The 24203-nt window shown below is 66.9% G+C and carries 14 protein-coding genes; 11 read left to right on the top strand and 3 right to left on the bottom strand.

Features of this window, described 5'->3' with window-relative positions; all coding sequences use genetic code 11:
• Positions 1-446: 446 nt before the first annotated feature.
• From BVC93_RS01740 to BVC93_RS01690, 11 genes are all read left to right on the top strand, one after another.
• Positions 447-1406, top strand: a complete 960-nt coding sequence (locus BVC93_RS01740; protein WP_157516733.1) for an ABC transporter permease — start codon at positions 447-449, stop codon at positions 1404-1406.
• A 16-nt stretch (positions 1407-1422) separates the two neighbouring features.
• Positions 1423-2670 carry a M20 metallopeptidase family protein gene (locus BVC93_RS01735; protein ID WP_083735664.1) on the top strand — a complete coding sequence of 416 codons (1248 nt, stop codon included), beginning with the start codon at positions 1423-1425 and terminating at the stop codon, positions 2668-2670.
• A 9-nt stretch (positions 2671-2679) separates the two neighbouring features.
• A complete protein-coding gene (locus BVC93_RS01730) occupies positions 2680-3069 on the top strand; it encodes a thioesterase family protein (RefSeq protein WP_083735663.1) in 390 nt (129 codons plus the stop codon).
• Complete coding sequence (locus BVC93_RS01725; protein WP_083735662.1) at positions 3066-5153, top strand: acetate--CoA ligase family protein; 2088 nt, start codon at positions 3066-3068, stop codon at positions 5151-5153. Before BVC93_RS01730 ends, BVC93_RS01725 begins: the two co-directional genes overlap by 4 nt.
• Positions 5154-5311: 158 nt before the next feature.
• A complete protein-coding gene (locus BVC93_RS01720) occupies positions 5312-6940 on the top strand; it encodes an ABC transporter substrate-binding protein (RefSeq protein WP_192860155.1) in 1629 nt (542 codons plus the stop codon).
• A 97-nt stretch (positions 6941-7037) separates the two neighbouring features.
• Positions 7038-7940 carry an ABC transporter permease gene (locus tag BVC93_RS01715; RefSeq protein WP_083735660.1) on the top strand — a complete coding sequence of 301 codons (903 nt, stop codon included), beginning with the start codon at positions 7038-7040 and terminating at the stop codon, positions 7938-7940.
• Positions 7940-9649 carry an ABC transporter ATP-binding protein gene (locus BVC93_RS01710; RefSeq protein ID WP_083735659.1) on the top strand — a complete coding sequence of 570 codons (1710 nt, stop codon included), beginning with the start codon at positions 7940-7942 and terminating at the stop codon, positions 9647-9649. Before BVC93_RS01715 ends, BVC93_RS01710 begins: the two co-directional genes overlap by 1 nt.
• Positions 9646-10863 carry a MalY/PatB family protein gene (locus BVC93_RS01705; RefSeq protein WP_157516732.1) on the top strand — a complete coding sequence of 406 codons (1218 nt, stop codon included), beginning with the start codon at positions 9646-9648 and terminating at the stop codon, positions 10861-10863. Before BVC93_RS01710 ends, BVC93_RS01705 begins: the two co-directional genes overlap by 4 nt.
• On the top strand, positions 10860-11672 hold the full coding sequence (locus tag BVC93_RS01700; protein ID WP_083735657.1) for an enoyl-CoA hydratase/isomerase family protein: 813 nt from the start codon (positions 10860-10862) through the stop codon (positions 11670-11672). Before BVC93_RS01705 ends, BVC93_RS01700 begins: the two co-directional genes overlap by 4 nt.
• A 10-nt stretch (positions 11673-11682) precedes the next feature.
• Entirely contained in the window at positions 11683-12597 is a 915-nt protein-coding gene (locus tag BVC93_RS01695; RefSeq protein WP_083735656.1) for a 2-hydroxyacid dehydrogenase, read from the top strand.
• A gap of 11 nt (positions 12598-12608) precedes the next feature.
• The gene (locus BVC93_RS01690) at positions 12609-13826 is read left to right on the top strand and encodes an MFS transporter (protein WP_157516731.1); all 1218 of its coding nucleotides are present in this window, start codon (positions 12609-12611) and stop codon (positions 13824-13826) included.
• 48 nt (positions 13827-13874) lie between these two features.
• On the opposite strand, the gene BVC93_RS01685 is transcribed toward BVC93_RS01690, so the two are convergent.
• From BVC93_RS01685 to BVC93_RS01670, 3 genes are all read right to left on the bottom strand, one after another.
• Positions 13875-15620 (bottom strand): VanW family protein, encoded by a 1746-nt coding sequence (locus BVC93_RS01685; RefSeq protein WP_083740719.1) that lies wholly within the window; start codon positions 15618-15620, stop codon positions 13875-13877.
• A gap of 351 nt (positions 15621-15971) precedes the next feature.
• Positions 15972-19070 (bottom strand): hypothetical protein, encoded by a 3099-nt coding sequence (locus tag BVC93_RS01675; protein WP_083735654.1) that lies wholly within the window; start codon positions 19068-19070, stop codon positions 15972-15974.
• Positions 19071-19072: 2 nt separating this feature from the next.
• The gene (locus tag BVC93_RS01670) at positions 19073-24181 is read right to left on the bottom strand and encodes a hypothetical protein (protein WP_157516730.1); all 5109 of its coding nucleotides are present in this window, start codon (positions 24179-24181) and stop codon (positions 19073-19075) included.
• Between the last annotated feature and the right edge of the window lie 22 nt (positions 24182-24203).

Below are 24203 nucleotides of genomic sequence, written 5' to 3'. Positions count from 1 at the left end.
CCGCGGCGCGAAATGGTGGCGACGGGCGGGATGCTCGTAATCGGTTCGGACGCTGGGACGCTCGCTCGGGCTGGGGCATCCGGAGAGGGGGGCGGGCCGGTGATGCGGCCAGCTTCGACGCCCGCCATCGGCGTCGATTCGCCAGCGACGGCCGGGCTGCCTCGCATACCGTGTGGTGATGCGTCTGCCTGTTGCGGGCGAGTACTGGCACTGAAATTTCCGCGTCCGTGCTGCAGCGGGAGCCGACGTGAGTCTGCGGGGTCAAAGTGGTGTCGCTCACCCTGCCGGGCCTCCGCTGGCTCCCCGACGGTGTGTCTCGGATACTGAGCGAGCTGCGAAGACTCTGAAACCGCCCCGGTCAAGGGTCTGAGGACCTTAAGTTAAGACCAGATTTCATTTGCACTTAAAATGTGCGTCCCCAATCTAAGTGTGATTAAAGTCGGGGTGTGTTCTGGTACCTGGTCCGTCGGCTCGCCCAAGCTGCACTCGTGCTCTGGGCGGCATTCACCCTCGCCTTCTTGATCTTGTTCGCCATGCCGTCTGATCCCGTCAGGCTGGTGCTGAACTCTGGCGGAGCCGGGAACGTCGCGGCCACGGTGTCTCCGGAGCAGATCGCGGCGATCAATGCCCAGTTCGGGTTCGACCGCCCGCTGATAGTGCAGTACTTCAGTGCGTTGGGCAACGCGCTTCACGGCGATTTCGGCACCTCGCTGCAGACCCGCCGGCCTGTGGTCCAGGAGATCGCCTCCGTACTGCCCAGCACTTTGACCCTGGCTGCACTTGCGCTGATCTTCGCGGTGTTGTGGGGGACGGTGCTGGCGGTGCTGAGCACGTACACCCGGATGGGCTGGCTGCGCCAGCTCCTGCTGTCGCTTCCGGCTGTCGGTGCCTCGGTGCCCGCATTCTGGCTGGGTCTGCTCCTGATCCAGGTGTTCTCGTTCCAGCTGGGTTGGTTCCCACCGATGGGCAACAAGGGTTGGGCAAGCCTGGTGATGCCCGTTGTGACACTGTCTCTTCCGGTGGGCGCGGCCATCGCGCAGGTCTTGGCGCGCAGCCTGCGGACCGCCATGGCGGAACCCTACGTCGTGACGGCGCGGGCCAAAGGCGCCTCGCGAATGCGGGTACTGCTGCACCACGCGATCCGCAATGCGGCAATTCCGCCGCTGACCATGATGGGACTCCTGGTCGGCCAGCTGGTGGCCAGCGCTGTGGTGACCGAAACCGTGTTCAGTAGAACGGGTCTGGGACGGCTGACCGTCTCTGCGGTGAATCGCCAGGACATCCCGGTGGTGCTCGGCGTGGTCGTGCTCTCCGCAGTCCTGTTCGTCGTGACCAGCCTGATCGTCGATCTCGTGTACTCGGTGATCGACCCGCGGGTCAACGTCCGTTCACTCGCCGCTCGCTGATTGGACACGCCTGACCATGACAAGTGCATCGACATTTGCCGAGGAAGCACGTTGTCTGCGTGGCGAACTGACCGCTTTGCGTCATCGTCTGCACCGCCATCCCGAACTCGGGCTCGACCTGCCGCTGACTCAGGCGGCCGTGCTGCAGCAGTTGGACGGCCTGGGGATGGAGATCACTGTCGGCCGTCGGTGCACGTCGGTGGTCGCCGTCCTGCGGTCGACCAAGCCGTCGCTGGATCGAGGCGCCGACGTGCCGCTGGTCCTGCTGCGCGGCGACATGGACGCGCTCACCCTCACCGAGGCAACCGGGCTGGACTATGCCTCCGAGATCGACGGGGTGATGCACGCCTGCGGGCACGACATGCACACCACGATGCTGGTGGGGGCGGCACGAGTTCTGGCCGCACATCGGCACGAACTCGACGGTGACGTGCTGTTCATGTTCCAGCCCGGCGAAGAGGGCAGCAACGGGGCGGGTGTCATGCTGGAGGAGGGCTTGCTGCAGATCGGCGGCAGATGTCCGGACGCCGCAGTGGCACTGCACATGTCGGTCAACGAGGTCGCCCCGGGCGCACTGGCCGGCCGCCCAGGGACACTGAACGCGGCGGCCGACAGCCTGACGGTGACCGTGCGGGGACGTGGTGGACACGGGTCGCGTCCCAGCGCGGCTCTCGACCCGATTCCGCCGGCTGCGGAGATGGTGCTGGCGCTGCAGACCGCGATGACGCGCACCATCGACGCCGGCGAGACGGCCGTCATCACGGTGGGACAGTTCCACGCCGGCACCCGCCGGAACATCATCAGCGACGACGCCTGGTTCCAGGCCACCGTGCGCGCGGTCGAGCCTGCGGTGCGTGATCAGGTCGAAGCGCTGTGCCACCGGGTCTGCCGCGGCATCGCCGATGCTCACGGAGTCGGCGTCGACATCGACTACGAAGTGCTCTACCCGCCCACGGTCAACGATGCCGCCGAGGTGGACTTCGGGGCACAGGTGGCCCGCGACATGCTGGGCGACGACGGTTATCACCACCTGCCGCAGCCCAGCACCGGGTCCGAAGATTTTTCCCGTGTGCTGCAACAGGTTCCGGGCGCGATGTACCGTCTCGGCGGATCGCCTCCGGGCGCCTGGCGCCACGTCGACTCCCTGCACTCGTCACACGTGATCCTCGACAGCTCGGTCATGCCCACCGGCGTCGAATTCTTTTCCACCTGGGCGGTGCGGCGACTTTCCGCACTGGCTGCCCGCCCCACCATCACCAATTGAGAGGAACTCATGTCAGGCCCCATACCCATAGGCGCGACCGGATCCAAGTCGTGGACCGTCGACAGCACCCGCACCATCGTGCGCGGACCGGTTGAGGTCTTCTCGACCCCCAACATGGTCCTGCTGATGGAGGAGGCAGCCATGGTGGCGCTGGCACCCTTCATCACCTCAGCGCAGGAGACGGTCGGCAGCACCGTGGACGTAGTACACCTCGCCGCGACGCCGCTGGGCATGACCGTCACCGCCACCGCCACTGTCACCGGGGTGGACCGTCGCCGGGTCAGCTTCGACGTCGAAGCGCGCGACGACGTCGAAGTGATCGGACGTGGCACACACGAGCGGTTTGTCATCGAACTCGACCCTTTCGTGGCCCGCCTTGCGAAGAAGGATCAGCAGTGAGCGCCGACAACATCTCCGCGCTCTTCTCACCCGCCTCGGTGGCCATCGTCGGGTTGTCCGACCGCAAGGGGTCCGTGGGGGCCGGGTCGCTGGCCAACCTCAGACGGTTCGGCTACACCGGCGAGATCTGGGGCGTGCATCCCAAGCGGGATGAGGTTTCCGGAATCCGTTGTTACCCAGCGTTGTCCGATCTTCCGGCGATTCCTGATGCCGTGATCATCTGTGTGGGGGGAGAGAACGTCGTCACCGTGGCCGAGGAGGCCGGCAAGCTGGGTGTCAAGGCGGCAGTGACGTACGCATCCGGCTTTTCCGAGGTGGCCGGCGGCGACGAGTTGCAGGCACGTCTGACCGAGGTGTGCCGTACTCATGGCCTGGCGCTGGCCGGACCGAACTGCCTGGGCGTCTTCTCCCCGGGCCACGGCTCGGCGCTGTACTACTCGACGCTGCCGGACGACATGCCTGCAGGAAAGGTCGCGCTGCTGTCGCACTCCGGTTCGATCTGCATCGCCATGGTGTCCTGCGGCCGGTTCGCCTTCTCGCACGTGGTCTCGGCGGGCAACGAAGCCATTCTCGATGCCGGCGCCTACCTGCACCATTTTGCCTCCGACCCCTCGGTCGAGGTGATCGCGCTGGTGGTCGAGACTGTTCGGGATGTCGAGTCCTTCCGTGCCGGCGCGCGGGCCGCAGCTGCTGCGGGCAAGCCCGTGGTGTGCCTGAAGCTGGGACGCACCGATGTCGGCGCCAAGGCCGCCGCTGCGCACACGGGTGCACTCGTCGGCAGCTACGGTGAATTCCTGGCATTCGCAGAGTCGTTGGGCGTGGTCGTGGTGGGCGACCTCGATGAGCTGACCGAGACGGTGGAATTGTTCTCACACGGGGTGTTGCCCGCCGGCGGAGGGTTGGCCATCCTGAGCCTCTCCGGCGGTGAGAACTCGCTGGTCTCCGATCTCGCCACGGACGCCGGTATCACGTTTCCGGAGCTCACCGACACCACGATCGACCGTCTGCGCACGGTGCTGCCGGACTTCGCCAACCCCCGCAACCCTCTCGACGCCACCGGCAGCGCCGTGCACGACGGCGACATGTACCGGGCTGCCCTGCGCGCTTTGGTCGACGACACCGGGATCGGTTTGGTGGGAGTCGGTTTGGACGCGCCCACCGGTCTGGACCGGCCGCACGCACACAATTACGCGCGCATCGCAGGCGATGTCGCTGACGTGGCGGCGCAGGCCGACAAGCCGATCTTCTTCCTCTCCAGCGTCGGCGCCGAGATCGACCCTCTGGTGCGCGGTGCGCTCGGTGAGGTGCCCGGCCTGCAAGGTATCCGCGAGGGCATGGTCGCCGCCGGCGCCGCACTGTCCTACCAAGGTTTGCGAGATCGCGCCAACGCCCGGCGCACGGCGCTGGACACGGCGAAACCTGCTGCGCAGGTGACCCTTCCCGAGGTAGCCGGACGAGCCCTGGTGCAGGCCTACCAGCTTCCGGTTCCCGGCAGCGCCCTTGTCTCGGATGCGAAGTCGGCCGCCGAAGCGGCCACGCGCATCGGATTTCCGGTGGCGCTGAAGGTTTCCTCGCCGGACATCCTGCACAAGACGGAGGCGGGCGGCGTCGCGCTGGGCATCTCGTCGGCAGAGGACATGACGGCGGCCTTCGAGCGGATGGTCGCCGCGGTGGCCGCGGCCGAACCGGAGGCGCGCATCGACGGTTACCTCGTCGAGGAGATGGTCCCGGCTGGGGTCGAACTCCTGGTATCGTTGCGGCGCACCGCATTCGGCGTGCTGGTCACTGTCGGCCTCGGTGGCATCCTGGTGGAGCTCATCGGATCCACCGCCAGCGCCCTTGCTCCGCTGTCTGACTACGACGTGTCCAGGTTGCTCCGGGACTCCCGTGCCGCGGAGTTCCTTGCCGGTGTGCGCGGTGCTGCGCCTGCCGACCGAGGTGCGGTCGAGGAGTTCCTCGCCGGCCTCGATCATCTGGCCGAGACGCTCGACGAACGTGTTGCCGAGGTCGAGTTCAACCCGGTGATCGTGTTGGAACAGGGTTTGAGAGTGGTCGACGTCGTGGTCACCCAGACCCAGCCGTGACGGCCAGGTTACGTGCACGTCCCAATCATGTTTAAGTGTTGCTGAATGTAGTTCTATCTGACTGAATCAAACCGGACGCATCCTCGACGTTGCGTTACAACCGGCCACGCCGCCCAATGAGCACCGGTGCATCGAATCTGATTTCTCGAGGAGACAAGATGACAACGTCCCATCGGAAACGACGCGCCCGGCTTGCCGGCGTGTTCGTGACCGCCGCTGCGACAACGTTCGTGGCGGCCTGTGGGTCCAGCCCAACCGACAGCGGCGGCAGCGGTTCCGGTGACGGCACGCCGCAGTCCGGCGGAACACTTCGCATTGGTCTGTCGTCCGATTCGTCGTGTCTGGACCCCCATCAGACCGGCAACAGCACCCTGATCACGATGGGTCGGCAGTTCGTCGACTCGCTGATCGACCAGGATCCGGAAACCATGGAATTCAAGCCGTGGCTGGCCGAGTCATGGAAAGCGAACGACACCAACACCGAGTTCACCTTCACCCTGCGCGACGGTGTGACGTTCAGCAACGGCGAGACGTTCGACGCGAGCGTGGTGAAGGCCAACTTCGAGTCGATCGCGGGTCTGGGTGCGCTGTCGTCGCTGGGAACCGCCATGCTCAACGGCATGAGCTCGGTGGAGGCTCCGGACCCCAAGACGGTGGTGGTGAGTTTTGCTGAACCCAACGCCCAGTTCCTCAACGCCACCTCAACCGTCACGCTGGGCATGCTCGCCCCCGAATCCCTTTCGGCAGCACCTGAATCGCTGTGCGACGGCACCGGCCTGATCGGATCGGGGCCGTTCGTGGTGGAGAGCCGCACCCAGGATGCCTCGACCGTGCTGACCAAGCGCACCGGCTATGACTGGGCTTCGGAGGTTGTCAACCACACCGGTGATGCCTACCTCGATTCCATCGAGTTCAACATCGTCCCCGAATCCAGCGTCCGCAGTGGCAGCCTCATGTCGGGCGAGCTCGACATCATCGACGGCACCGCGCCCCAGGATGTGCCGAACCTGGAAGCCAGCGGCTTCGTGATCGAAGGACGCGCCAACCCCGGTATCCCGATGGTGCTGTTCCTCAACCGGGAGAAGGCGGTCTGGCAGGACCCGGCCGTCCGCAAGGCTGTGCAGATCGGAATCGACCGTCAGCAGCTGATGGATACGCTGTTCACCGACGTGACTCCGCCGGCCAAGGGTGCGCTGGCCGACACCACCACCGGCTTCATCGACCAGTCCGAGATGCTCGCCTACGATCCCGACGGCGCCAAGGCGCTGCTCGAGGGCGCCGGCTACACCAGGGCGGGCGGTACCGGCCTGTACGAGAAGAACGGCGTGCCGGTCAGTTTCGACGTCATCCAGTTCTATGCCAACGAAACCCCCACCATCGAGCTGATGCAGCAGCAGTTGGCCGACATCGGCATCGGTGTCGAGATTCGCGCGATGAGCGGTACCGAGTCTGACGCGGTGGAAGCCGCGGGTGACTGGGACACCATGTACGCCAACTGGACCCGCACCGATCCGGACATCCTGCGTATCATCCTGGATTCGACGGGCGAGAACCCTTACCGCAACGCCCCCAGTGAGCTTGACGCCATGCTCCAGGCGCAGGCCGTCGCCCCGACCGAGGACGATCGTGCGGCGATCCTCAAGCAGGCGATGGACTACATCATCGGCGAGGGTGTCATCATCCCGATCCACGATTTTGTGAACCTGTGGGCGATGAGTGAATCCGTGCAGGGGTTCGCATTCGAGGCGGGGTCGCGCCTGCGGCTCTACGACACCTGGCTGTCCTGACCGACAGCTCGGCACCGGGTCGAGACGGCGGACAACGGCGTCCGCCAGCCTGGTCCAACAGCCCACGTAGTCTGCAGCCCAGAAAGAGACATCTGTAGTGACCGAACTCATCATTGCTCAGCAGAAGAGCCTTGAGCCCGCAGGCGACGGCACTCCGGACGCCGGCCCCACGCCACGCCGGCGGCTGGCCCAACGGCTGCGCAAGCGCATGAGTTGGGGGTTGGCACTGTCGGTGGCGATCCTGGTTCTGGCGGTCCTGTGGGCCGTCATCCCCGGGGTCTTCACCAGTTACGATCCGATGGCCGGCCAGACATCGGAGGCGCTGCAGGCGCCCAGCTTCACCCATCTGTTCGGCACTGATCAACTGGGCCGAGACAACTACGCCCGACTGGTGTACGGATCGCGGCTGTCCCTGCAGTCAATCGTGATGGCGGTGGCGATCGCCCTGTGCGTCGGTTCGTTCTTCGGCCTGGTGGCCGGCTTCCTCGGCGGCGCGGTCGACACCACCATCATGCGGGTGGTGGATCTGCTGATGTCCATCCCGAGTCTGCTGCTATCGCTGGCACTGATCACCGTGCTGGGCCCCGGAACCACCAATGTCGCTCTCGCCGTTGGTCTGGCCAGCGTCGCCAGCTTCGCGCGTCTGATGCGTGCCGAGGTGATGAGAGTGCGCACCGCCACCTACGTCGAAGCCGCGAGCGCCGTCGGGGCGCGCCGCAGCCACATCCTGGTCCGCCACGTCCTGCCCAACTCCACCGGGCCGGTGCTGGCGATGGCCGCCTTGGAACTCGGCGGTGCGGTCCTGGCCGTCTCGTCGCTGAGCTTCCTGGGCTACGGCGCCCAGCCGCCTGACCCGGAATGGGGTTCGCTGATCTCCGCGGGCCGCGACTACATGGCCACGGCATGGTGGCTCACCGTGCTGCCGGGTGTGGTTGTTACCGCAATCGTGTTGGCGGCCAACCGTATTGCTCGCGCAATCGAGCGCGAGGAGGAGCACTGATGACTGCCGTGGCAGGATCTGCAGAACTCGAGCACACCGACCAGGACAGCACACCACTGCTGCGGGTCCGGGACCTGACGGTCTCCTACGAGACGTCTGAAGGCACCTTCACCGCCGCCGAGAACGTTGCCTTCGACGTCGACGCCGGTGAAGTCGTGGCTATCGTCGGAGAATCCGGCTCCGGAAAGTCGACCAGCGCCCAGGCGGTCATCGGCATGCTCGCCCGCAATGGCAAGATCACCTCCGGATCCATCACATTCGACGGCGCCGACATGACCAGGTTGTCCGAGAAGGAGTGGCAGCACGTCCGTGGCCGCCAGATCGGGCTGGTACCACAGGATCCCATCGTCTCGCTGAACCCGGTGAAACGCATCGGCGACCAGATCGGCGAGGTCCTGCGGATCCACGGTCTGGCAGGCCGGAAAGACGCCGCGGCCCGTGCCGTCGAACTGCTGGAACAGGCCGGGCTCAGTGACCCGGCCTCACGTGCCCGGCAGTTCCCCCACCAGCTCTCCGGTGGTATGCGCCAGAGGGTGCTGATCGCCGCGGCCATGGCCGCCAAGCCGAAGCTGATCATCGCCGACGAGCCGACCAGCGCGCTGGACGTCACCGTGCAGCGTCAGATCCTGGATCACATCGAAGCGTTGATCCGTGAGACCGGCACGGCCATGCTGCTGATCACCCACGATCTGGGAGTCGCCGCCGACCGAGCGGGCAAGGTCGTGGTGATGTCTCGCGGCCAGGTGGTGGAGGCAGGCCCCACCGACAAGGTGCTCGGTGATCCGCAGCACCCGTACACCCAGACACTGCTGTCCAACGCGCCCAGTATGTCCAGTGTGCGCCTGGGCCGGACTCGTACCACCGTCACCGAGTCCGAACGTCCGGCCGACGAGGTGTCGACCCCGGCGGCCAACTGGCCATTGCTGGTGGTGGCGGGGCTCACCAAGGAGTTCGGCCTGCCGCGCACCGCCACCGGACCTCGTACGCTGCGTGCGGTGGACTCGGTGTCGTTCGACGTCCAGCGCGGCCAGACCTACAGCCTGGTGGGGGAGTCCGGTTCCGGCAAGAGCACCACGGCCCGGATGGTGCTGCGACTGGAGACTCCGACCAGTGGTGATGTCAACTTCGACGGCATCGAGGTCACCAAGCTGCCGGCCAAGAAGATGCGCGAGATGCGCCGCCGCATGCAGCTGGTCTACCAGAACCCTTACGCCTCACTGGATCCCCGCTTCACCGTCGAGCAGATCATCACCGAGCCACTGGTGTCGTTCGGGATCGGCAGCAAGGACCAGCGCCGAGCCAAGGCACTCGAGCTCATCGAACAGGTGGCGTTGCCTACCAAGATGCTGCGCCGTCTGCCCGCCGAACTCTCCGGTGGTCAGCGTCAGCGCGTCGCCATCGCGCGGGCGCTGGCATTGGACCCTGAGTTCGTCGTGTGTGACGAGGCGGTCTCGGCGCTGGACGTGACCGTGCAGGCGCAGATCCTCGACCTGCTGGTTCGCCTGCAGGAGGAACGCGGCCTGGCGTACCTGTTCATCTCCCACGATCTCGCGGTGGTGCGGCAGGTCTCCGATCATGTCGGCGTGATGCGCAAAGGCAAGATCGTCGAATCGGGCCCAGCCGCCCAGATCTTCGAGGATCCGCAGGAGACGTACACACAGGAGTTGCTGCGTGCCATCCCCGGCCGGCGGTGGGTCGACGCCGGTTGAGCACGGACCTGCAGACAGCCTCGCCCGCCTCATGGGTCGCCTATGACGCTTTGACGCCTGCGCAGTTGCGGCGCCGCGGTGCGATGAAGTGGCTGGCTCACCCGGACGACGTGCTTGGTGCCTGGATTGCCGAGATGGACTTTGGCACCGCCCCCGCGGTCACCGAGGCACTCCGGCGTCTCCACACCGACGGTATGTCGCTCGGATACGCCACACCTGCTTTGCTGCAAGAGGTTTCGCAGGCCTGCGCCGACTGGCACAGGCAGAACTTCGGGGTGGTCTTCGATCCCGCGCTGATCGTCCCTGTCGGCGATGTCGTCAAGGCATTCGAGATCACCCTGGGGGTGTTGGGACGCCCCGGTGCGCCGGTCGTGGTGCCCACTCCGGGTTACCTGTCCTTTTTGCAGGTGCCCGCTGCCTTCGGCCGAGAAGTGGTGCGCGTGCCGATGCTGCGCTCCGGCAGTGGCTGGGTGCTCGACCTCGACGGGATCGAGCGGGCCTTCCGCGCCGGCGCCGGGCTGTTCACACTCTGCAACCCGCACAATCCCCTGGGCGTGGTGCACTCGGTCGAGGAACTGCAAGCACTTGCCGACCTGGCCGATCGCTACGGGGTCCGGGTGTTCGCCGACGAGGTGCACTCACCGTTCGTGTTCGGCGATCACCGCCATGTGCCCTACGCGGCCATCTCGGCCACCGCGGCCGCGCACGCGATCACCGCCACGTCGGCATCCAAGGGCTGGAATCTGCAGGGGCTCAAATGCGCTCAGCTGATACTCACCAATCCTGCCGATCTGGATGTGCTCGCGCCGGTCCGGCTTCCGCAGACCCTCAGCGCCGGCGTCCCGGGTCTGGTGGCCAACACCGCGGCCTATCGGGACGGCGGATCGTGGCTCGCCGATGTAGTCGGCTACCTGGCACGTAACCGCCGCCAACTGGTCGAGCTCATGGCAGAGCATGCACCGGAAGTGGTCTGGGATGTTCCCCAGGGCACCTACATGGCGTGGTTTGACTGCTCTGCCGTGGGGCTCGGTGACGGGCAGAGCGCCACTGAGTTCTTCCTCCAGCGCGCCAGGGTCTCGCTCAACAACGGCGAGAAGTTCGGTGCCGACCGCCGGTACGCACGGTTCAACTTCGCCACCCCTTCACCAGTTCTGGAAGACATGATCACCCGCATCGGGCGGGCGATCGCCGAGAGTTCGCAAGGAGTCCAGTGACCGACTATCAGACCATCGACCTGACCAAGAAGGATTACCTGGGCATCGTCACCCTGAACCGCCCGGAGAAACTGAACGCCATCGATGAACGCACCTTCGCCGAATTGGGCTCTGCGATTGACGAATTGGAGAGCGACTCCGAGATCAGAGTCGCGATCATCAAGGGAGCGGGACGCGCCTTCTCGGCTGGGCACGACATGACCGACGAGTTGATCCCGCGCGAGACCCCGCCGGATCTGCTGTCTTACACCGAGCGCAACGCCGCTCCCTGGTGGCGAATCTGGAACAGCCGACTGCCGTGGATCGCGCAGGTGCACGGCTACTGCTTGGGCGGGGCCAACGAACTGGCTCTGGTCTGCGACTTCACCATCTGTTCCACCGACGTGCAGTTCGGGATCCCCGACGTCCAGTTCCAGGCTTCGCCGCCGTTCAACATCCTGCCCTGGATCGTCGGGATGAAGAAGGCCAGGGAGCTGATCCTGACGGGGCGCCGCGTCGGAGCGCAAGAGGCGCTGGAACTCGGCATGGTCAACGCGGTGGCTGAACCGGAGGAGCTGGAACAGCGGGTGTTCGAGATGGCTGCCGACCTGGCGAAGTCGCCCACCATCTCGATGGCGATGAACAAGCGCACCTTCAACCGCGCTTATGAGGTGCAGGGCCTGCGTGCGGCCATCGACGCCGGACGTGAGACGTTCGTGATGCTGCAGTCCAGCACCTCGCCGGAGCGCGAGGAGTTCGACAAGATCGCCGAGGCCGAGGGCATGCGGGCCGCCTTCGCCTGGCGTGACGCCAAGTTCAAGGTGCGTTGATCCCGCTGACATGAGCGGAGTCTGGTTGCCGTTCACCCCGTCGTGGCCGATGCCGGAGGGGCTGCGCGGCGAGGTGGTCGACTATGCCCAGCCGCCGTGGGAGCGATGCGGTGACGTCGAAATGGTGGTGCTGCCGTACGGCCCCGACGACAACACCCTGGCCGGTCTGGCCGAGATGCCCGTACTCCGGGTGGTGCAGAGCCTGGCGGCCGGGGTGGACCGGGTGTTGCCGTTCATCCCGCCGGCAGCGACGTTGTGCAGTGCCCGCGGCGTGCACGACACCGCCACTGCCGAGCTGGCGGTCACGTTGACGCTCAGCGCCTTACGCGGCGTGGCCGGATTCACCCGCGACCAGGCTCAGCGCCGTTGGCAACCACGGACGACGCCGGGCCTTGCAGACAAGACGGTGCTCGTGGTCGGTTACGGATCGATCGGCGCGGCCATCGCGGCGCGATTGGAGTGCTTCGAGGCACACGTGGTGCCGGTGGCCCGCACGCCGCGTCCTGGAGTGAGCGGGATGTCGGATCTTTCGGCGTTGTTGCCCGATGCCGACGTCGTCGTCCTGTCACTGCCACTGACGCCGGAGACCCGTGGGCTGGTCAACGCCGACTTCCTGGCGCGGATGCGGGCCGGGGCACTACTGGTCAACGTAGCCAGGGGAGCGGTGGTCGATACCCGGGCACTGCTCGCGGCATTGCATCGCGGACACGTCAGCGCGGCCTTGGACGTCACGGATCCGGAACCGCTGCCCGAGGACTCCCCGCTGTGGGATGCCCCCAACCTGATCCTGACCCCACATGTCGGTGCGCGATCGGAGGCGTTGGCGCCGAGGATGATGCGTTTCGTCGGGGAGCAGGTGAGCCGTTTCGCCGAGGGGCGTTCACTGCGCAACGTGGTTGGTTGGCGGCGACAACAGGCTGACTAAGCTGCGTCACGATGACCGAGACCACGCACCGCGCGACCCTGCGACGATCGCGTGCGGCGGTGTTCGTCGTCTTCGCGTCGTTCGGAATGGTGATCGCCACCTGGGCGGTTCACCTACCCGCTCTGCAGCAGCAGACGGATATGTCGACGGGGCAGCTGGGCGCGGTGCTGTTGATACTCGGGGCGGGTTCTCTGACGAGCATGCAGGTCAGCGGGTTCTTGGTGGACCGTGCCGGTAGCGGCGTGGTGGCCCTTGCCGGAGCGGGTGCAATGGCGGTGGTGGTCGCGATCCCGTTGGCGGCCAACACTTTCTGGCATGCCGCAGTGGGTGCGTTCATCCTGGGGACTACCGTCGGCGCCGTCGAGGTCGGGATGAACGCCGCCGCCGTCGATGTCGAACGCGACTACGAACGTCCGATCATGGCGGCGTTCCACGCGATGTTCTCCGTAGGCAGCGTGGCGGGTTCGCTCGTCGCTGCGGTGTGCTACGCGGCAGGAGTCTCGGTGCTGCCTGCCACCGGAGCCGTGGTGGTGCTGTGCGTGGCGGGTCTGGCGATCGCCACGCCGACCCTCCTCGGGGTGGGACGATCACGTGACCGGTCCACGCTGGCGGCGAACGCACCGACTACCGCGCAGATGGCCTCGGATGGGCGCTTGCCCTTCGCTCGGCTGCTCGTGTTGGGCTTACTGGCGTTTCTGCTTCTCCTCTGCGAGGGATCGGCGATGGACTGGAGCAGCCTGCACGCCCAAGAACACCTCGGAACAAGTGCGGCGGTGGGATCACTTGCGCTCGGCGCCTTCGTCGCTGCGATGACGGTCGGTCGCTTCACCGCGGATCGGGTGGCCCAACACCTGGGTGCGGCGCGGGTGCTGCGTTGGGGCTCGCTGGTGGCCGCGACCGGACTGGTTCTGGTCTTTCTGTCGCCGGCGCTGCCACTCACCCTCGCTGGATGGGTCCTGTTCGGGTTGGGACTCTCAGGTGGTGTTCCCCAGGTGCTCACTGCCGCGGGAAACGCGAGCGACTCCTCGGGCCGTGCCCTCTCCCGAGTGGTGGGCCTGGGGTACGTGGCTCTGCTTGCCGGGCCCGCGCTCATCGGGTGGATCGCGGAGATGACGTCGCTGAACTCCGCGTTACTGGTACCTGCCTGCGCGGCGTTGATCTGCGTTCTGGCAGCAGGTGCCGTCAAGCCTGCGACCAGTTCCGCGGTGCCACCGTCGTCGCAACAGTGACGCTGTTGACCACCAACAGCAGCAGAAGATCTTTTGCCGGGGTGGGTGTCATTCTTGTGCTGCGTCGACTTCCGCTTGCACTTCGGGCTCCGCAACGCCACACACCACCTGGGGAATGGGGTCGTAGACGACGGTGTGGGACTCGCTGCGTGTCTCTCCGCTGGTGATGTCGCGCAACGTGCGGGTGTCGGTGATGGTGAACCCCGACGCGCCGCCGCTGGCGCTGCATGCTTCACCGGAAGGAATCGTGATCGTCGGAGGGGGTGTCGGGCGGCTGCGCGAGCTCTGCGAGGACGTCACCTCGAACCGCTTGATGCCGACCAGTCGGACGGTGACCGAACTCGGCGTCCACTCGGTCTGGATCTGCACCGACGTCGGACCGTCGTTGCGGAACTTCACGTCCAACACGTCGCCGAACACCGTGGCTTCCCGGCCCGCTGGATAGCGGCTGATGTAGTAGCTGTGTTCGTGGTGTTCGACGTCCTCCATGCCGGCGAAGTAGGCGGCATTGAACAGCGTGGTGGCCACTTGGGACACCCCGCCACCGACACCGCGGGCCGGCCTGCCGTTCTCGATGATGCCCGCCTCCACGTAACCGGCGGCCGTGTTGCGTGGATTGGTCGCCGAGTTGAGGCTGAACGTCTCGCCGGGGCGGACCACGATGCCGTTGATCTGTTCGGCGGCGCGTCGGATGTTGCGGCCCGAGTCACTGGAAAATCCACCCGTCTGGAACTCGCCGATGACCTCGATGGGACCGAGCGCCTGCAGCTCCTCGAAGGTGAAGGTGGGGTCGTCGTCGACGTACACCGCGGTGATCTCGCGGTCCTCGGTGCTGCTGACGACCGTGAGCAGGTCCTCCAGTGTGGCTTCGTAGTCCACCCGGCGGCCGTCCTGCGCGGGCACTTTCGCCGGCGGGACGGCGGCGAAATCGATATCGGCGGCGCGTCCGGGGATCTCGGAGGCCGCGAGCTGGGGGCGGAGCGCGTCGATGATCAGGGTCTCGTCGATCTCGGGCACCAACCGCCCCTGCGCCGGGCGGAAGGTCAGCGCCGCTGCGATGACGTCTGTGCTGATGACGCCTTCGGTGCTGTTGTCGCCGGTGATGACAACGGGTCCGGTCATCGCGGGTTCGGCGATGTCACCGACAGCGGCCGCGACGTCATCGGCAGTGGTGCGCGGCTCGAGTTCCAGGATCGGCAGCTCCAGTGTTTGTCCGCGGGCCCAGTTGTGGATGAACAGGTCTGCGGCGGCATCGACGTCGAGGCGGCGGCCGGATCTCGGATCGGAGGACTCGGGGCTGCCGTCGACGAAGACGATGGAGCCTTCGACGGGGGCCTCGGCCACGGAGGAACCGAGCTCCTCGAGCCGTGCGGTCAGCGCCTCGTCGTTCACCGAGGTCACCAGCTCCACCGGGGTATCGACGAAGAACGACATGATCCGGGCGGCCGGGTTCAGCGGTTGCCCGCCGGCCTGTTCGACGGTGGCCTGCAGATCAGCGGTGAGGTCGACCGTCTCCGGGTCGATGGTGGCCTCGAGCGTTTCCAGCGTCACGGGAACCGGTCGTGATTGTCGTGGAGTGATCTCGTCATGCAGGCGTTGGTGGGCTTCGTCTGGCGTCAATCCGCCGATCGACACACCAGCCGCGGTGACGCCCCTGGGTAGCTTGGACGAGGTAACCGCCAGGTCAGCAGCGTACAGCGCGGCCAACGCCACGAGCGGGAGGCCGAAGGTCAGGAGCCGACGTCGCAACCGAGACCCCGATGCTCCGGAGTCCGTGCTCTGTTCCTCGGGCATGGACACATCAATCACGCACCGTCATGCAGCTGTTCCCATGGGGAAATCCTACATACGGTGCACCGATCCTCGCGCGGTCATCAGTGCTGGTCACCGTCGCGCAGATGGTGAAAACCGTTGTCGTAGAGAAGTGTTGAACTCCGGAGCCAGCCAGAAGTGAGCTCACTGTCCGGTCTGAGAACGATGCCGCTCAGTGCGATGTGGGACGCACCGACGGCGACCGTCCGGCCGAGGTCGGTGTAACGCTGTCGGGCACAGCGATATCGCATTCACTTTGGGGCGGTGCCTATTTCGGCTCTTGATATCCGCATGACAGGAGGTGTCAGCTGGCGCGATGCCGGCGTGATCAGTTCACGGCGTCACGTCGACCGGCGTCAGGTACTCACCGAAGGGTGTCTGCAGCACGGCGAACACACGTGCCCCAGGGGTACCGATCATTCCGGATGTCACGAACACCTCGGGGGTCTGCGGCGTCACCGCCACGTCGGCGACCTCCTGCATCGCACCACCCAGTCCGCTGTGGATCTTCATCCGGAAGGTCGCTGCGCCCGAGGCGAGTTCGGGCAGTCCGAAGGTCGTGACTCGTACGCCACCCAGTCCGTCGGGGGCAGAGAAGACTCCGGGTTCGTTTCCGGTGACCTGCACCCATGCCGGTACCGAGACCGGCCCCCACGGTGACTCGATGCGGGAGCCTTGCACTCCGGTCGCCGTCAACTCGGGGGCGAGCACGACGTCGGCGCCGGGAATGACCATGTCCTCGGGCGGGTAGCGCACCGCGACGGCCAACCCGGCACACGACCACGCCGGGACATCGACGCCCACCTCGGCAGTGAACAATGATGGATCATCGCCAGACTGTTGCAACGCGACTGTGGCAATCTCGGGCCAGAACCACGGGTCACCCTCCGTTGACGCTTCTACGACACGTGCCTGAAGTGGCTCCTGCGCATAATGGTCCAGCACGTTTGCTGGAACGCCGCGCACAGTGATCCGAGCAAGAACCCGGGTGGATTCGGACCCCGAAGCTGCGGCTGTCGGGACGAGTTCGAGTTCCGGGGTGGGCGGAACGTCGTCGAGAGGGACGACGACGAACGCCGGCCGGACCGTCGCGAACGGCGCTTCCACCCCGTCGCGCACGATGCGCCCCTGCCCGTTCACCTCGGCAGTGACAGGGACGGCACGGACCGCGAGCACATCGACGGTGCCCGCGGGTATCTCCAATCGGGCGCTGGCAAGTCCGGAGTCCACCTGGACGGGCGCGGGCAGCGCCGGCATCGATGCCCGCCGGGCCGCCGCGCCGGTCACGCCACCGATCTGTTGGGCGCGGGCAGCGCGGGTGACGCCTCCCGGGTTCGGGATGCCCGCTGCGGTGCGCAGCGCCGACTCCGAAGCGACGTAGAAGCGATAGGCCCCGTCGCTGAGACCACCGGGTGCGCGGACAGTCACCGTGATCGACACATGCGGATCTCCCGAGCGGCGTGACGTCAACAGCAGGTGCGGTGACACGGTAGGAGGCCGCAGGGGACGTCCGTCGCTGACGTCGACGATCGACGAAACCGATTCCGACGAGGTGCCGCGACTGTCGACAACATGCGCTTTGATGAGAACGGTCGCATGTTCGCCGGGAGTGGTTGGCGGCGCGGGGAACCGCGTCCGGACCAGAATCGCCGCCTCGCCGGGATCGGTGGCCGCACTGACGAGATCCAGTGACCGGGGATCGCCTCCGTTGACGGACCAGATGATGCTGTGCGGCCGTAGCGCGCCCGGCAGTGTGGCCGGAGGAACACGAAACAACACGTGAACGTCACCGGGTGACGTCGAAGCGGATCCGGCGGGCAGGACACTCCGATCCAATCCGGCCTCGATGGTGGGCGGTGCGGGCGGTGGGGGCTCGGGTGGTTCGACCGGACTGAGGACGCCCGGTTCACCCCACCGGCCGATCCAGTCGCTGAGCGTCACCGACCAGGTCACCGGCGTCGCCTCGGTTTCCTCGGCCACTTCCTCTGCACCTGTCAGCACCGAGGCGCCGACAGCAGACCAACCCGGCACCATCGGCGCGGCCAGATCGGTGCCTTCCAGCACCGGATGCAGGCTCTGCTGCGTAGGCGCGGAGCGCACGAAGGCGACAGGCCCGCGGGGGATCGGGCCGTGCAGTGCGTAGGCCGAAACCGGCCGGCTTCCGATTGTGATGGATTGTTCCCAGCGTCGGGGACGGTCGGGAGCCCACCACGGAGCAGCACCGCCGGGTGCGGCGGCATGGACCGGAGCAACCTCGAGCACCGGTTGCACCGGACGGGCCGGCGTCACTCCGACGGTGTACGGCATCGGGATATGCGCCAGGAGAAGGTCCGGTGGTCCGAACTCAGGGTGCGGCGGCCAGTTCCGCACCTCGTCGACAAGGTTCAGATAGCCACCGTCGGCTCCGATCCGGTTGTCGTAGAGGGATTCGTCGGAGGAGTCGTGCACCACTGTCACGCCGATCGGCAGGCTGCCGCTGTACACGTGCAGCGGCACCGTCGCCACCAGCAGGCTGAATCCCTGGGCGTCGACCACGCCGTGTGGCAGCATCCCGGAGCGGCCCAACCAGCGTCCGACACCCGGATCCAGCGCGCCGACCGTCAACGCCGTCGCACAGGTTTGCACCGCCACCACGCGGTAGGGGTCACCGGCAGCCCTGGTGGTGCCGGTGAGAATGCCGCGTTCACCGGAAACCACTGCGTTGTAGGCGATGTGGAGCCATTCGGCGACGGAGCGGTCGGTGCGGCACAGGTGCTCAACCCGGTTCAACTCGGCCTCCGCATCCCACGGTCCGTGTGGATCGAGATGGGCATAGGGGACCTTCGCTCGCGGCGCACTGAGGGCGACACGATCCTTCCACGAGGCCGGTTCGCCGGGAAACGCGTAGCCACGACCGGGAATCACGTCCTCCGGAGGTGCGTGGACGTGTGGACCGAACGGGATATCTCCAGTGTCGCCGGAGAATTCGGTTGGCAGGGCGAAGAACGCGGATTCGATGATGCGACCGTCCCCGGAGACCAGCACACCCGCCATGTCGTGGCCGGCAACGGTGTACGGCTCGTGGGTGCGCGCCGACAGTTCGACGCACGCGCCGCCGACGGCCACCCGCCCCGAGATCGCCGCCACTCGGACGTCGCCTTCGATCTGTAAGTGAGCCCAGCAGATGATCGCGCCGGGAAACGACTGCGGCAGCAGCAGTACCGGTGCGTCCGGGGTGACCCGCGTCTGCCCGTCGGGCGCGGCGCCGGTGGCGGCATCCACGGCGTCCACCGCCGCAGCGGCGACATCGAGGTGGCGCAGCAGAATCGGCCCGGACGGCAGGTCTGCGGATCCACCCGGGGTCACGCGCCAGTAGAGGCCATCGGGCACGCTGTTGTCGTCGGTGCCGATGAAGGCGGCCTCGCCCAGCGCCACCACGGATCGGGAGAACATGCTCACAGTTGCGCCGCCTTGATGACTCCCTGTAGAAAACGTGGTCGCGGCTGCACCCTGAGCCGTCTCTTAAACGTTGCCCCGCGATCATCGGCGGTGACGGTCAGCCAGGTCGGTTGCGACAGCTGTATCACGCCGCGGCGCAGCCACAGCACCCTGCTGCCGGACTGCGATTGACGCACAACGGGCAAAGCCGTCGCGTTCACCGTCGCCGCGTGGATTCCCATGCGGCCCTGCCGGTCCAGCGGCTCAGGGGATTCCATCAGCAGGCCGGCGACGCCCCAGGAATCTGTCTTGGCCCACAGGACTGTACTCCGCGGTCCGGCGACGGGCCGCAACGGTGGAAGCCCGATTGAGGCCAGGACGTGTTCGAGCTCGGCGTCACCGGTGATGATTTCGTCGGACAGGGTGAGCAGGGCAGCGGAGTCTCCGCTGCCGCCGGCTCCGATGGCCAGATCGCCGTGCGCGGTCGGCGCTGACGCCAACGGGACGTTGTCCGGCACGAGGTTGAAACTCTCGATGAGACTGTGCGGTCCGTCGTAGGCCGAGGTGGTGAAGGTGATCCCGTCCAGTTCGGGGTCACCGGTACGGAACGTCTGCCCGGTCAGGGGTAGGCCCACCGAGAGTTCGTATGGGGTCTGCGGCTGCAGCGGCAGCAGGCCCCCGAGCTTTGCGCCGTCCGGCATTGCGGGGCAACCGATTTCGCGAGCGGCGCGACCAAGGAGGTCGGCGGCCGACAGTCCCTTGCCGTGCACGCCGTCGGGCAGCACCGCGTGCACGAGGTCCGTCGTGACGAACAGGCGTGGGCCGTCGGACCGGTCGGTCCGTCGTGCGGTGAGGGTGATTCCGCGACCCATCCGGGCGGCAAGCGCAGCGATGTGCGGCGCCAGAAATGTGGCCGAGACCGAGTCCCCGGTGAAATGGAACTGGTCGTGATCATCGGGCGTGTATCCGGTGAGGTACCGCGACAGGAATGCCGGATCGAACCGATTGATCTGGGAGTACGCCGTTTTGGTCGTCACCGCGGTGGTGCTGCTTTTCCAGGGCGCGACGACGGTGTCGGCCCACGGTGTCGCTGCAGCGGCGGCGGCCCCACCGGTCTGGGCTGCCTTGGCTTTGGGATCTCTGCCCGCCGTCCGGAAGAACCAATGGACGGTGCGTGAATCGGCAACGACGGTTGATGTCAGTGCGTCCACCCGGTCGCGGTAGGCCAGTGTCACACTGATGCGGTAGCGGCTGTCGGCATCCAGCACCACCCGACCGGTGCCGTCCACGAGTGAGGTGGGAGGCAGTTCGGTGAGCTTCGCGGCGTCCGATGTCGACGCCGCGGCGTGACGCACCATGGCCGAGGCGGTGGCCCACAGACCCAGAACCGCCAACGGGCGTGGCTGGTCCGACTGCAATTCCACTGCCTGGCACGGGCTTCCTCCGGAGAGAAGGACACGCCATAGTCCAGGCGGTCCGTCCGCGCGTTCGATCTGAGCAGGCCTGCTGCCCGAGGAGGTGATGACGGTGGCGGCCAGCCACGACGCATCGTCACGCGGCCCGTGCCCGGTGTCGATCAGCAGGTACCCGTCGGCGATCGGTTCCCGCAGCAGAATCTGATGCCGGGCAGGTGGTGGCTGCTCCTCGGTACCGGCACTGGTGCGTCCCCACAGGCGTAACGCCCCCTCGAAGGATTCACCGTCGACGTCGACAGGAGCGGCGAACGCCAGCACCCCACCGTCATCCACCCAGCCGGTGGTGGTGACACCGGCGAGAAGTTCTTTCGGGTCGACGTCCGGACTGTGGACGTCGAAACCCACGGCGCGGGTGAAAGTGGGCCAGCGCGTGGGGAACCCGAGCAGACTGTCCCGTGGCAGCACGCGCCACTGCCGCGGCTCGGGCAGGCGACGTGCGTCACCACCGAAGGTCCATGCGGCTCCGGCGCGGGGTCGCCAGTGGCAGGTGTCGGCAGCCTGCGCGACGCTGGGTGGGATGCTGCCGTCGGCGGGCGCGGCCTGGTGGACCAGGGAGAGCCCCTGTTGCACGGTGAGCAGCGCCAACTGACGCTGGTCCGATGTGACAGCGGTGGGCGCATCGGCAGACACATCGCTGGGGACCTGCCAGGCGGACACGGTGTCGAGTGGAATGGGGACGGGACCCGCGTCGGTGATCCGCTCCAGTCGCACCGCGGACAGATGCCATTCGTGTTGGAAGCGACCCGAGCCGGACAGTCCCGCGTGCACCTCATGCCGGATCCCGGCCCCGCTGTCGATCACGGGCGCGATCGGAAAGGTCAGCAACGGAATGGTATCGGGCCATACCTTCGGGGTGGCCGACCACCCACCGGCGGGACCGTCACCGCTGTGCATGGCCAGATGCCCAGCCGTCGGGTCGAGGGGGTCGGTCAACAGGCGGCCGAGGCCGTCGGCCAGGGTAATGGTGGGCAGCGGCCACGGGTCGGGTGCCGGCGCCTGAGTCAACGGAGCTGTGTCGCTGCCGATGTCGATGCAACCCTTGAGCTCGGTGAAAAAGAGGTCGACGACGGCACACACCTCGAAGTGCAGGTCGACTCGACCTTCGGCCAACAGGATCTCGGCTTGTGCGCTGACTCCGATCCGGAACGGTCCGAGCCCCACCCGGCCGTCGAGCCTGCCCTGCGCCCAGACGGTGACTGGCCGGGTGCCGATGGCTGCGATGAGGCTTGCCGAGACTTCAGCCCACAACACGGGTTTGAGGCCGAAGACCTGGCTGAACCCGATACCGGCGGCCACCGAGAACCCCTGGAGTGTCTGGTTGGTTCCGGCCAGCTTCTCGATCCCGTTTCCCCGGATCATCAGGAACGCCCACCCGGCGTCGACCTGCAGGGGGCCGAGACCGGGAAACACCGTTGCCCTCATCGGTCCCGGCGGCCTGCCCGTCGGCACTCCGCCCACCCGATCGTCGGAGCCGAGGTGCATCCACCAACCCGCGGCGTCGAAATGGCCCGCGGCGGGAATGTCCATCTTGAACAGGTAGGGGACGGTCAGGTGTGCCTCGAGCCCGATGTCCAGCGCGCTGGGAGTCGCCGAGAGCCCACCGAGGATGAACAGGCCGGGATCGGCGCTGTGGGTGGCGATGTCGTTTCGGTCGCTCAATTCGTGGCCGTCGCGCCGATCGTGGACGAACGCCGCGTCAAGTCCGATACGTAATGCGAAGTCCGGCACCGTTACTCCGACCACCCCGAGCGCATTGGCGGTGAATCCGTCGTCAGCGGTCGTTCCGATCACCACCGCCGCGCCCAAGGTCAGATCTCCGGGGCTGTCCTCCAGTCCGTTCCATGGCCGCCACATACGCAGCGACTTCATCGGATCGGCGGGATCGGGCACCGGCATCCCGGAGTTGGTTCCGATGGTCGCGGCCAGTGAGAAGAGGCCGAGGCCGGTGGGTCCCAGCAGAATCGGTGCCGGCAGGTCGACGCCGGCCGAGAGCACCACTCGAGGTCCGTCGAGGGTGACAGACACGAATCCGTTGACTCGCAACGGTACGATCTGGGCCCACAGGGCGATGTCGAGTTGTTGGGCGATGCTCACCTTTCCGCCGCCGCGCAGCACGCCGGGCAACTCCACCGACGCATCCAGCCCGCGCAGGCCGACCACCGGTGACAACGCGTCGTCGGCGAAGGTGGCGCGGATGGTCGCGCCGGACACACGCACCGGACCCAGGTCGACGGTGAAACGCAGGTCCACCTCGAACCAGGTTGAACCGCTTCCTCCGCGGCTGCCGATGACCTCGAACAGATTGCCAGGTCCGTCGACCACCCATCCACCTGGGTCGACGACGTCGGCGCGCGCACCCTGCAGGTCGAGCCGGATCGCATCCTCGATGGTGTCTTCGGTGACGTCGATGACAGCCCGGATGTTGCACCACCGCACCCGCATCGGGCGGTTCATGCCGATCCGCAGCAGGGGCCCGGCGTGCCATTCCTTGGCCTGAACCGAGCCTTCGACGTCGAGTGTCACGGGCACCGAGCTGGTGGAGGTGGTGGCCTGCAGGGTCACGCTGTGCAGGACCATTCCTCCTATCGAAGCGAAAGCAGGCCCGAAACCGCTGGCGGCACTGTAGAGAACACCGAGTGCCGCTGCGCCGGCGGTGCCCGCGCGGGCTGCCATCGCCGGCCCGAGGACGGTGGTGACACCCGCGGCCACCGCCGATGAGTCGCTGGATTGGTCGACCCGCGCCAGACCCGCCACCCCATCGGACTCGGCGGTGACCGCGACCTGTATGGCAGCGGGATCATCCGGTGGTCGGGACGCGGTCACCCGGATGCGCACCGTCTCGGCCACCGGCGGGCCTCCGGTCCCGAACGGTGATGCACCCGAAGGCAGTTCGAACAGCGCCGACATTGCCAGCGGTACCAGGTCGGCCAATGAGGCGTCGGCGTCGAGACGGAAGGTCATCGTGCCCGAGACGTGCGGCCCCGCCGCTCCGGCGGGCGTGCGCGGCACGGGTACCACGACATCGATGCCGGCTGCGACGGTAGCGACGTCGGCGGGCAGCACCAGGCCGCCGACGATGGGCAGCCGGGTAGGGACGATGAATTCGACATCGCCCAGATGCGGTCCGTCTGCCGTCAGGTGCAGTTCGGTGCTGGGCAGACTGGCGCCGAATCCGCCAGGAAGGAGGAGGTGTCGTGTTGACAGCACGGCCCGTGCGCCGGCGCCTGCGGTGACCGTGGCTGGTTGTGTTGAGGAGCCACTGATGGTCAGTGCGCCGGCGAAGGCGACAGTCAGCGGAAAACCGGTGGGGGTGAGGGTGGCGCGTTGGGGCGTGGTGTCCAGGTCCGTGCGGTTGGCGGCGCGCACCGCACCGATCGGTGCACCTGTTGCGGCGGTGGCTCCCGAGACCTGCAACACGAAGCCCTCCCCGGGCTGTTGGGTGAGCGTCCATGTCACGGGGCCGTCGAGTGCCGCGCCGAAGGCTCCGGGTATGACGCCGCCGGTTGCGGACGCGGAGTCCGTGTAGGGGAGTGGACCCGTGGGTACGGGCCCGGGAAGTTGCACCTTTTCGAGCAGCGCCGCCACCGCCGGCGGCAGGACGGTTGTGCCCGCGACGGGGTTCTGCCGGATCACGTCAAGCAGTGAGCTCATCGATTCACCTGGTGTGTCGCCG

Source organism: Mycobacterium sp. MS1601, assembly GCF_001984215.1.
Lineage (GTDB): Bacteria > Actinomycetota > Actinomycetes > Mycobacteriales > Mycobacteriaceae > Mycobacterium.
Note: the sequence above shows the minus strand (reverse complement) of the source record. Positions and strands in the feature narration are given on the sequence as shown.